This is a genomic window from Pseudomonas sp. FW305-96, from assembly GCF_058783825.1.
In genome coordinates, this window is record NZ_JBYSYW010000002.1 from 173,657 (window position 1) to 184,332 (window position 10,676).

Here is a 10,676-nt window from a genome sequence, read left to right on the forward strand (position 1 = left end):
TTTTCGTACAGAACCTAGGATCGTCAATGTTCAAAGTGCTTCGCGACTGGATGCAGCGCTACTTCTCCGACGAGGAGGCAGTGGTGCTGGCGGTCCTGCTGTTCCTGGCCTTCACCGTGGTGCTGACCTTGGGCGGCATGCTCGCGCCGGTGCTGGCGGGCATGGTCCTGGCGTTTCTCATGCAGGGGCTGGTCAATGCCCTGGAGCGCCTGAGGGTACCCACACGGCTGGCCGTCTGGCTGGTGTTCGCGCTGTTCATGGGCGCGCTGGCGGTGTTCATGCTGGTGCTGGTGCCGCTGCTCTGGCATCAGCTGATCACCTTGTTCAACGAGCTGCCCGGCATGCTCGGCAAGTGGCAGTCGCTGTTGCTGCTGTTGCCCGAGCGCTACCCGCACCTGGTGTCGGATGAGCAAGTGCTGCGCGCCATCGAGTCGGTGCGCGGCGAAATCGGCAAGTTCGGCCAATGGGCATTGACCTTCTCCTTGTCGAGCCTGCCGCTGCTGGTCAATGCCATGATCTACCTGGTGCTGGTGCCGATCCTGGTGTTCTTCTTCCTCAAGGATCGCGAGCTGATCGGGCGCTGGGTCAGTGGCTACCTGCCGCGTGAGCGCACGTTGCTCAACCGGGTGGGCGACGAGATGAACCGGCAGATCGCCAACTATATCCGTGGCAAGGGCATCGAGATCCTGATCTGCGGGATTGCCACCTATATCGCCTTCATCAGCCTGGGCCTCAACTATGCCGCCTTGCTGGCGCTGCTGGTGGGGTTGTCGGTGGTGGTACCGTATGTCGGCGCGGTGGTGGTGACGGTGCCGGTGACCCTGATCGCGCTGTTCCAGTGGGGCTGGGGCGACCAGTTCATCTACCTGATGGCGGTGTACGCGATCATCCAGGCGCTCGATGGCAACGTGCTGGTGCCGTTGCTGTTCTCCGAGGCGGTGAGCCTGCACCCGGTGGCGATCATCTGCGCGGTGCTGCTGTTCGGCGGGCTGTGGGGGTTCTGGGGGATCTTCTTCGCGATCCCGCTGGCGACGCTGTTCAAGGCGGTGCTGGATGCCTGGCCGCGGCAGGAAACGTCTGTGGCGCCGATGCTGTAATTGCTGGGGCCGCTTTGCGGCCCTTTCGCCTGCAAGCCTCCCACATGGATCGCTTTACCTGTGGGAGCCGGCTTGTCGTGGCGACGAACCGCGGCGAAGGGCTGCGCAGCAGCCCCATGCGTCCTTAAGCTTTGTTCAAGGCCTCGGCCGCAGCCAGTACCGCATCCACATGCCCGGGCACCTTCACCCCACGCCATTCCTGGCGCAGCACACCGTCCTTGTCGATCAGGAAGGTGCTGCGGTCCACGCCCAGGTATTCCTTGCCATACAGCTTCTTCAGCTTGATCACGTCGAACAGCTGGCACAGGGCCTCGTCCTTGTCGCTGATCAGCTCGAAGGGAAAGGCCTGCTTGGCCTTGAAGTTCTCATGCGACTTGATGCCGTCGCGCGATACGCCGAACACCACGGTGTTGGCGGCCTGGAACGCCGCGTGCTGGTCGCGGAAACCCTGGCCTTCGGTGGTGCAGCCCGGGGTGCTGTCCTTGGGGTAGAAGTACAGCACCACTTGCTGGCCTTTCAGTTCAGCCAGGCTGACGCTCTGGCCGCTGGTGGCCTGCACCTGGAAATCGGCGACGGGTTGGTCGATTGCTACGGCCATGGGAGCTTCCTTAGACAGGGTTCTGTGGGCGCCACGGTTCGATCAGCGCGTCCAGGTTCAGCGCGTCGGCGAAGTCGAGAAACTGGTCGCGCAGCCAGCTGATCTGGGTGCCGGCTGGCAGGATCACGGTGAACTGGGCGTTGAGCATGCTGCTGCCGGTCTGCGGGGCGAGGTAGGTGTCGCAGGTCATCGCTTCGAGCTCGACGCGGTGGTCGAGGAAGAACTGGCACAGCTCGTTGATGATGTCCGGGCGATAGGCGGCGCTGACGTAGGCCACGTAAGGCAGGGCCTGCGGGCGCACCTCTTGGTCGGCGCTGCGGACCACGTCCAGCGTCAGGCCGTGCTTCTTGCCCAGGCCTGGCAGGGTGGCCTCGAGGCGGGCCAGGGCATCCCAGCTGCCGCCGACCTGCAGCACCAGGGCGCTGGTTTCGCCGTGGCGCGACAGGCGCGAGGTGACCACCGCGCAGCGATTGTCGAAGGCCGCGCGGCTGAGGACGTTGGCCAGCTCCATGGGGTTGGGGCCCAGGGCGCTGATGACGAGGAATTGTTCGCGAACGGTGGGGGTGGACATGCAGCATTCCTAAAGCGATGAGCGGTCGGTACAGGACGGGGGCAAGCCTCCTTTTCCAGCAGGGCCCCGGCCGGTTTGGGCGGCTGTGGACGCAGGCGAGGAGCACTGTCGACGGCCCGGCGGGCCGCGCTGTACCGATCAAAGGATCAAGGGTAGCGAAAAGCGGCGCGAAGGGGAATGCTCCGCCCGCCTGCTTCGCTTGTGCAAGGCCGATGGCGCCAGTACCATTACCGCTCTCTTTTTCCGGCAGGAGCAATTACATGATTGCGGGCAGTATGGTGGCGTTGGTCACACCCATGGATGCACAAGGGCGTCTGGACTGGGGCAGCCTCGACAAACTTGTAGACTTCCACCTGGAAAATGGCACTCACGCGATCGTAGCTGTCGGTACCACCGGTGAATCCGCCACGCTGGATGTCGAAGAGCACATTTTGGTCATCAAGCACGTGGTCGAGCGGGTCAAGCACAGCAAGAAGCGGATCCCGGTAATTGCCGGTACCGGTGCCAACTCCACTGCCGAAGCCGTGCACCTGACCCAGAACGCCAAGAATGCCGGCGCCGACGCCTGCCTGCTCGTCGTGCCTTACTACAACAAGCCGACCCAGGAAGGCCTGTACCAGCACTTCAAGCACATCGCCGAAGCTGTCGACATCCCGCAGATCCTGTACAACGTACCCGGCCGCACCTCCTGCGACATGCAGGCCGACACCGTGATCCGCCTGTCGAAGGTCAAGAACATCATCGGCATCAAGGAAGCCACCGGCGACCTGGTCCGTGCCAAGCAGATCCTGGACGGCGTCGACAAGGACTTCATCGTCCTGTCCGGCGACGATCCGACCGCCGTCGAGCTGATCCTGATGGGCGGCAAGGGCAACATTTCCGTCACCGCCAACGTCGCCCCGCGCGAAATGGCCGACCTGTGCGAGGCCGCCCTTGAGGGCAATGCCGAGAAGGCCCGCGCAATCAACGAAAAACTCATGCCGCTGCACAAGGACCTGTTCTGCGAAGCCAACCCGATCCCGGTGAAATGGGCGCTGGTTGAAATGGGCCTGATGCAACAAGGTATCCGCCTGCCGCTGACCTGGCTGAGCGAAGGCTGTCACGAAAAAGTCCGTACTGCCTTGCGCCAGTCCGGCGTACTGGTTTAATCGAGGAAGTACACCGCATGAAGCGACTGGCTGGTCTTTCCGCTCTCGCCCTGATCATTTCCAGCACCAGTGGGTGCGGCTGGCTGTGGGGCGAGGATGGCTATTTCCGCGACCGTGGCAGCGACTATCTGCAGGCGCAGCCTACCGCGCCGATGCAGCTGCCGCCGGACGCCAGCAACGTCAAGCGCCTGGATCCGCTGTTGCCGATCCCGCGCAACGTGGCCGACGATCGCGCCAGCGGCGAGTTCGAGGTACCCCGTCCACAGCCGCTGTCGGCCACCGCCGACATCAGCGATTTCAGCCTTCAGCGCAGCGGCAACAGCCGTTGGGTACTGGCCCAGCGTTCGCCTGCCGAAGTCTGGCCGGTGACCCGCCAGTTCTTCGAGGACAACGGTTTCCGCATCGCTGAAGAGCGCCCGCAGACCGGTGAATTCAACACCACCTGGCAGCGCTTCGACGAGCTGTCGGCCTCCCTCGGCCAGCGCCTGGCCAGCACCTCCAGCAGCGCGGACAGCGAAGTCCGCGTGCGGGTGCGCATGGAGCCCGGCGTGCAGCGCAACACCTCCGAGGTGTATGTGGTCAGCGTTGAGCGCCCGGCCGGCAGCACTGCCGAGCCTGACTTCCCGTCCGCCTCCAGCAACACCGGCACCGACGCTCTGCTGGTCGACGAAATGCTCGCCAGCATGAACCGCAGCGCCGAGAAGGGCGGGTCGGTCTCGCTGCTGGCCGCGCGCGACTTCGATGCCCCAAGTCAGGTCAGCCTGAGTGAGGACGGCAGCGGCAACCCGGTGCTGTTCCTGGGTTCCGACCTGGACCGCGCCTGGTCCGGCGTCGGCCGTGCCCTGGAGCAGGGCGAGTGGCGCGTCGAGGACATCAACCGCAGCCTGGGCCTGTACTACATCAACCTGTCCGAGAAGCCTGACGACAAGCAGAAGGAGCCTGGCTTCTTCAGCCGCCTGTTCGGCAGCGAGCCGAGCAAGGAAGAGCGTGAAGCCCGCGCCGAGCGCTATCAGGTACGCCTGAGCAAGGTGGGTGAAAACGTCCAGGTGACCGTCGAGAAGAACATCAACACCGTGGCCCCGGCCGATGTCGCCCGCCGCGTGCTGAGCGCGATCCAGGACCACCTGGGCTAAGTGCGCTTCGCGGTTCTGGGAAGCGGCAGCCAGGGAAACGGCACGCTCATCGCCAGTGGTGACACGGTCATCCTGGTCGATTGCGGCTTTTCCCTGCGCGAGACCGAGCGGCGCCTGGCGCTGCTCGGGGTGTCGGCCACGCAATTGAGCGCGGTGCTGGTGACCCATGAACATGCCGACCACGTGCATGGGGTGGGGCTGCTGTCGCGGCGCTACAATGTACCGGTCTACCTTAGCGAGGGCACATTGCGCGGCATGCGCAAGCCGGTGGAGGTGGCCGGTTTTCTCGGTTGCGGCGATGTCGTGCAGATCGGCGATCTGCAGGTCAGCGCGGCACGGGTCGAGCATGATGCCTACGAGCCGTTGCAGTACGTGATCAGCGACGGTCGCCGCCGCTTCGGCATGCTCACCGACCTGGGCAGCTACGACGCGCAGTTGTTGGAGCGCTATCAGGGGCTCGATGCCCTGCTGATCGAAGCCAACCATTGCCGCGACCTGCTGGCCCGTGGGCATTACCCGCGCTTTCTCAAGCTGCGGGTCGGCGGCAGCCAGGGACATTTGAACAACCACCAGGCCGCGAGCCTGGTGGCCGAGTTGGGCTGGCAAAACCTGCAGCACCTGGTGCTGGCCCACCTCAGCAGCAAGAACAACCTGCCACATCTGGCCCGCCAGTGCTTCGTCGACGCCCTCGGGTGCGATCCGGACTGGCTCCAGGTGGCGAATCAGGATCAAGGGCTCGACTGGCGCCAAATCGCCTAGCCCACCTACTCAAGCAAGCGGAGCCCATCATGGAAAAACGCGACGAACTCTACCGCGGCAAGGCCAAATCGGTTTACCAGACCGACGACGCCGACCGCTTGATCCTGCTGTTCCGTAACGACACCTCGGCGTTCGACGGCAAGCGCATCGAACAACTCGACCGCAAGGGCATGGTGAACAACAAGTTCAACGCCTTCATCATGCAGAAACTCGAAGAAGCCGGCGTGCCGACGCAGTTCGACAAGCTGCTGGGCGACAACGAGTGCCTGGTGAAGAAGCTCGACATGATCCCGGTCGAATGTGTGGTGCGTAACTACGCCGCCGGTAGCCTGGTCAAGCGCCTGGGCGTGGAGGAGGGCATCAAGCTGGAGCCGTCCACCTTCGAGCTGTTCCTGAAGAACGACGAGAAGGGCGACCCCTTCATCAACGAATCCCATGTTGTCGCTTTCGGCTGGGGCACCGCCGAACAACTGGTGGAGATGAAGAAGCTGTCGTTGAAGGTCAACGAAGTGCTGAGCAAGCTGTTCGACGACGCAGGCCTGCTGCTGGTCGACTTCAAGCTGGAGTTCGGCGTGTTCCACGGCCAGATCGTCCTGGGTGACGAGTTCAGCCCGGACGGCTGCCGCCTGTGGGACAAAGAGACCCGCAAGAAGATGGACAAGGACCGCTTCCGCCAGGGCCTGGGTGACGTGATCGAAGCCTATGAAGAAGTTGCCAAGCGCCTGGGCGTGCCGCTGTAAGCGGCGCGTTCACGCAAGCGCCTGATACCACGCGAATTTTTTTCAAAAAAGGTTTGCCAGAAACGAAATCGCTGGTATGATGCGCGCCATTGGAGAGATGCCGGAGTGGTCGAACGGGACGGATTCGAAATCCGTTGTACTGGCAACAGTACCTAGGGTTCAAATCCCTATCTCTCCGCCATACATGAGAAAGCCCCGAGATTAACGTCTCGGGGCTTTTTTCATTGTTCCTCTTTTTTGCAACGACTTCGTCAATAGCCGGTATTGGCGTCTGGGCATTGAGCGCGCAAAGGGCTGGAGGCAGCAGGAAAATCGCTGCTGGCAACCTGCCACGATTTGCAGCCGCACCACCTGTCGTAGAGAATCGCGACCTTTGTTTTCGTAAGGATGCGTGCAATGAAGTTCGAAGGGACTTTCCAATACATGGGCAATCACGGGATCGTCTTCAACGTCTCGCAGATCACCCTGACCGACAGCGAGCGCGGGCGTTTGCGCGAGCTGCATTTCGGCGAAGCTAAAAGCGCCCATTACGAGGTCAACAGCAAGGTTGTCGAGACGTACGACAGGATGCTGGCCAAAGGGCTGCCGTGCGTGATGAAGATCGGCATCTCCAAGCCGCTGACCCGGCAGCAGGGTGACACCCTCAACGCCCAGCGCACCAAGGTCGCCAACCTTGCCGCCTCGGCGTTTGCTGCGGCCGCCAGCTCTGTTGCATCGCCGTATGTTGGCGTGCCAGTGGGCGCTGGGGTGCGTGCCTATGCCAATGACGTCCTGCCCACCTACCATGCGGGCGATGTGCTGGTCAGCATCGAGGCGCAGGTCAATGGCGGCATCGGTCCGCAGCACTCCACTTCGACCCTGATCATCAAGACCTGAGGGAGGCGCCTGTGTCCGAAATTACCTATGCGGTCATCGCCCTGGTGCTTTATGGTCTGCTGGATCGGTTCCTCAGGCCCTACCCGCTGCGCAAGTGGCTGGGGGTGGCGCTGGTGGTGGTTGGTTTCGCCGGTTGCATCATTGTTAGCCAAGCCCGTTTGTTCGGGTTGGACCTGGGATTGCTGTCGGTCCTTGCCACCGGGTTGGGCGTGGGCCTGTTCGTGAGGCGACGGCGATTCGAGCAGGTTGGTTGATGCAATAAAGGTCTGTATCGATTTCTTTGCTGAAAGCCCCGTAGTTCGCGCTACGGGGCTTTTTGCATCACACAGAGGGGCTGTTGGTTACTGCGTGGGAGACATCTTGCGACAGTGCTTTGGCCATGCCGGTGAGATAGTGGGCGGCGGCTAACAAAGTAGGTGCGTTCTTCAGATCCTGAGTCAGCGCGATATCACTCAGGGTGTAGGCGCAGGTTATCAAGTGCGTGGATTGTTCCAGGGCATAGTCCATTGGGTGGCCCGCAACGACTTGGAACAGTGGAGTTTCGTTATCAATTTCACCGCTTTCGCCAAAGCTGCCGATGCCGGTGGTGGTGATGCGTTTGTCTTGAGTCATGCCGGTTCTCCTTTCTCAGGGCGCGATCAATGCCTTGCCTGTACGCGGCTCAGGGCCATTTCTACCAAGCTGCGTGCGCTGTCGATTTCGTGCACGGCGGTCAGGGCCATGACCTGGCCCGGCGGCTTGGTGTGGATCATGGCGGCGTGCTGGGCGGCGGTGAAGGCGCAGACGAGATACTCGGCGATCTGGACGAGCAGATCCTCGAGGGTATGAGGGGAGTCGGATGCTTGTAGCGGAGGGTCGGGGACAATTTTTATCATGGTAGTAACCTGAGCTATTTGGGGCGTCCACCACAAGCTGTCAAACCAATGGAGGCAGCTGTACGTAGGTTGACAGACCGAGGCTCAGGTTCCCGGCGCACACGAATGTGCCCCACGCACAACTGCCATGAAGCAGCCATTGCGTTCTGAGCTACGGCCTGTCAAAGCCGGTCGTTGAGTTGGCAACGACGGGTCGAGACTAGGTCGCAGATCGAGCAGCTGCAATGGCCTGAATGGGGAAAAAGTGTGCTTGGGAAATGGACTACAGGGAATCAGGAAAGTCTGATGAAAACCTGTAGGAAGCTGAAAGGAATTACCCGCCTGTAACGTTTTAGCAAGTAGTTCAACTCGCTTAGTTGCCGTGCCAACAACTTGTTAGTTGACCCTGGTCAACGAGTGCACCTGTACTAGTGCCTTTCATTCTCACCGCCATTTCCCGTATGATCCGCGCGCCATCCGTTTGATGGTGGATCATGGACTAAAGGATTTTTATGAAAAAGCTGATCAAAGCTACTGTCGCTGTTGCTGTCGTTTCGGGCGTTGCCCTGCTGTCCGGCTGCACCGGCCAGGTCTACAACCAGCCTAAGAACTGCTCGTACGACTACCTGTTCCACCCATCGGTTTCCATCTCCAAGATCATCGGCGGCTGCGGCCCGATCGATAAACTGCCTCAGCAGCAGTAATCCTGGAAATACCCTGATCGGGTTGTTCACAGCCTGATCCAAGACCCCCGACCATGGATGTGGCCGGGGGTTTTTATTTCTCGGGGCCGCCTTTTCTGGCAGTTCCGCCCTGGGCGCGCATTGGCAATTGAACGCTGCTGGCATATCGCCAACTGTTCCATTGCCATTCCCGGTCGCTCGCTATAGTGCATGACACCCTGACTGACAGCCTCAGGACGAGTCTGGATCCCCGACCATGGACGGCATACGGCCCGCATTTCGCTGCGTGCGCCGTCTGCACGCCTGCGCGCTCGCGCTCCTTTCTTCTTCCTTGGCCCGTCGAGTCTCAACCCGGCGCCCTGGCGCTGTTCGAAGGCAAGGGAGATGCATCGAGATGGCCACCTACCCCGTCCAGATCACCAACAACACCAACCTGGCGCTGGACATCTACAGCACCCTCAACAAGAACCCAGCGACCGATCCGCCTTCCACCAATCCGGCGGACTATACCGCCGTGTATACCCTGCAAGGCTCGGTGGGCGCCAACCAGAGCACCACGCTGCCACTCACCGAGAGTCTGGCGCGACTGGTGATCGTGCGCCAGAGCGACCAGTTTCCCTTGCTGGTGCAGGTGGCCAATGCCTTGCTGCCGGATTCGGAGCAGGTTCAGGTCGGCAACCAGGATGTGACCACGGCCAACTCCGGTTGGGCGTTCTACCAGTCGTTCATCAGCCAGCCCTTCACCCCCACCGCCCTGGAATTCTGCGAACTGGTCAGCGATACCCCGGCCAACGCCCTCAACGACAAGGCTGCCTCTTTCTTCGCCGCCAATGGCTACCCTGGGGTGAGTTTCGCGCTGTTCTCGGCCCTGGGTTACTGGGCCAACAACCAGCTGTACGCCTATCCGGGCACCTACTACTGCTACGAGCCCCCCAGCGGCAACTCCATGGGCTTCATCCTGCCCACCACCCAGGTGGGCACGTTGACCATCGCCGACGGCAAGGCCAACTACAGCCCCAGCACGGGCGGCGGCAGTGCGCTGCAGTTCCAGTACGGCCAACTGACCAGCCCAGGTGCCGACGACAAGCACGGCTTCAACACCACCGGGTTCATCCGCGACCTGACCTGGGAAGGCAAGCCCGAAGTGATTACCTGGGCCTTTGTCGGTACCTGTGACGGCCAGCAGTTCATCGCCCAGTCCTACCAAAACCCGCAGTTGCCCTGGTACGCAGTCGCCTACGACATGGCCTATGGCGCGTTGTTCACCGTGCAGCTGGCGATGACCCTCGACGCCGCGATCAACCTGCTGGGCACCGTGGCCAACGGCATGCAGTGGCTGGCGCAGAATACCGGCAAGCTGATCAGCCGCATCCAGGACAGCCTCAACAGCACCGGTGACACCGCCGGCGCCGGGAGTGGCGTGGGCGACGCAGCCGATCCGGTCAACGTCGACGTGGACATCGACGTGGATATAGACGTCGATGTGGACGTGGATATCGACATCGACATCGATGTGGACGTGGACGTGGATATCGACATCGATATCGACGTCGATTTCATCGCGGTGGTGGATGTTGATGTAGACGTGGACATCGACGTGGACATCGATGTGGTGACCGACACCGAGACGGACATCGACATCGATGTCGACGTGGATATCGACACCGATGTGAACGTCGAGCCCGGCGCACTGATGAAGGTGGTCAATGGCGTCGGCAACTGGATCATGACCAAGGCCTTGCCGACCCTGATCGAAGGGGCGGTGATCTACGTCGCCTTCCAGAGCGTGGGCGCGATCTTCCAGGCCTGGAAGAACCAGGACGAGAAGGACATCGAGAACCTGCAACCGCGTCAGAGCACCGGGGTGGGCGTGCTGGTCAACTACATGCTGCAGGACGACAAGCCAGTGGCGGCTCGCTGGCAGACCTTCAGCCAGTATGTGGCCGAAGTGCAGGGCGATCCGAAGACCGTCGGGGTGACGATTTCCACGTTGCTGCAGACCGGCAACACCAAGGCCGACAACGACGCGGCCAACTGGCGCTGGTCCAGTGACGACGAGAACCAGGTGGTGGCGAGCATGGCGCCCTACACCGGCGATCAAGCCTACAAGGCCTTCGTGATACTCGGCAACGCCACCTACCAGGGCAAGCCGCTGCCGGTGAAGGTGGGGGCGAGTGTTGCGATGAAGTACCTGGCCGCGCAAGGCGCCTGAGGAGC

Annotated in this window: 13 protein-coding genes and 1 tRNA gene; 10 read left to right on the forward strand and 4 right to left on the reverse strand. The window is 61.8% G+C overall.

What is annotated here, in order from left to right:
* The first annotated feature begins 26 nt into the window (after positions 1-26).
* On the forward strand, positions 27-1,097 hold the full coding sequence (locus tag AC3WL2_RS02250) for an AI-2E family transporter (RefSeq protein WP_102681686.1): 1,071 nt from the start codon (positions 27-29) through the stop codon (positions 1,095-1,097).
* A gap of 124 nt (positions 1,098-1,221) precedes the next feature.
* On the opposite strand, the gene AC3WL2_RS02255 is transcribed toward AC3WL2_RS02250, so the two are convergent.
* Positions 1,222-1,695 carry a peroxiredoxin gene (locus tag AC3WL2_RS02255; protein WP_102681687.1) on the reverse strand — a complete coding sequence of 158 codons (474 nt, stop codon included), beginning with the start codon at positions 1,693-1,695 and terminating at the stop codon, positions 1,222-1,224.
* 10 nt (positions 1,696-1,705) lie between these two features.
* Positions 1,706-2,266: a glycine cleavage system transcriptional repressor gene (locus AC3WL2_RS02260; protein ID WP_038705592.1), complete on the reverse strand. Its 561-nt coding sequence runs from the start codon at positions 2,264-2,266 to the stop codon at positions 1,706-1,708.
* 260 nt (positions 2,267-2,526) lie between these two features.
* On the opposite strand from AC3WL2_RS02260, the gene dapA reads away from it, so the two are divergent.
* The 7 genes from dapA to AC3WL2_RS02295 all read left to right on the forward strand — a co-directional run bounded on the left by dapA (position 2,527) and on the right by AC3WL2_RS02295 (position 7,176).
* Positions 2,527-3,414 (forward strand): 4-hydroxy-tetrahydrodipicolinate synthase, encoded by an 888-nt coding sequence (dapA, locus tag AC3WL2_RS02265; protein WP_102681688.1) that lies wholly within the window; start codon positions 2,527-2,529, stop codon positions 3,412-3,414.
* 17 nt (positions 3,415-3,431) lie between these two features.
* Complete coding sequence (gene bamC / locus AC3WL2_RS02270; RefSeq protein ID WP_102681689.1) at positions 3,432-4,547, forward strand: NlpB/DapX family lipoprotein; 1,116 nt, start codon at positions 3,432-3,434, stop codon at positions 4,545-4,547.
* Complete coding sequence (locus AC3WL2_RS02275) at positions 4,548-5,306, forward strand: MBL fold metallo-hydrolase (protein ID WP_102681690.1); 759 nt, start codon at positions 4,548-4,550, stop codon at positions 5,304-5,306. It begins immediately after the preceding gene.
* A gap of 29 nt (positions 5,307-5,335) precedes the next feature.
* Complete coding sequence (gene purC / locus AC3WL2_RS02280; RefSeq protein WP_016392503.1) at positions 5,336-6,046, forward strand: phosphoribosylaminoimidazolesuccinocarboxamide synthase; 711 nt, start codon at positions 5,336-5,338, stop codon at positions 6,044-6,046.
* 91 nt (positions 6,047-6,137) lie between these two features.
* Positions 6,138-6,227 (forward strand) — tRNA-Ser (locus AC3WL2_RS02285).
* 215 nt (positions 6,228-6,442) lie between these two features.
* A complete protein-coding gene (locus tag AC3WL2_RS02290) occupies positions 6,443-6,922 on the forward strand; it encodes a hypothetical protein (RefSeq protein ID WP_028692998.1) in 480 nt (159 codons plus the stop codon).
* Positions 6,923-6,933: 11 nt separating this feature from the next.
* The gene (locus tag AC3WL2_RS02295; RefSeq protein ID WP_102681691.1) at positions 6,934-7,176 is read left to right on the forward strand and encodes a hypothetical protein; all 243 of its coding nucleotides are present in this window, start codon (positions 6,934-6,936) and stop codon (positions 7,174-7,176) included.
* A gap of 67 nt (positions 7,177-7,243) precedes the next feature.
* Here AC3WL2_RS02295 and AC3WL2_RS02300 read toward each other — a convergent pair whose 3' ends face one another.
* Both AC3WL2_RS02300 and AC3WL2_RS02305 read right to left on the reverse strand, forming a co-directional pair.
* Positions 7,244-7,534, reverse strand: a complete 291-nt coding sequence (locus tag AC3WL2_RS02300; RefSeq protein WP_102681692.1) for a DUF3077 domain-containing protein — start codon at positions 7,532-7,534, stop codon at positions 7,244-7,246.
* A gap of 26 nt (positions 7,535-7,560) precedes the next feature.
* Positions 7,561-7,797: a hypothetical protein gene (locus tag AC3WL2_RS02305; protein ID WP_102681693.1), complete on the reverse strand. Its 237-nt coding sequence runs from the start codon at positions 7,795-7,797 to the stop codon at positions 7,561-7,563.
* Between the two features lie 491 nt (positions 7,798-8,288).
* Between AC3WL2_RS02305 and AC3WL2_RS02310 the strand changes: the two genes are divergently transcribed.
* On the forward strand, positions 8,289-8,480 hold the full coding sequence (locus AC3WL2_RS02310; protein ID WP_023630554.1) for a DUF4223 family protein: 192 nt from the start codon (positions 8,289-8,291) through the stop codon (positions 8,478-8,480).
* Positions 8,481-8,853: 373 nt separating this feature from the next.
* Positions 8,854-10,671 (forward strand): hypothetical protein, encoded by a 1,818-nt coding sequence (locus AC3WL2_RS02315; RefSeq protein ID WP_102681694.1) that lies wholly within the window; start codon positions 8,854-8,856, stop codon positions 10,669-10,671.
* Positions 10,672-10,676: the final 5 nt, after the last annotated feature.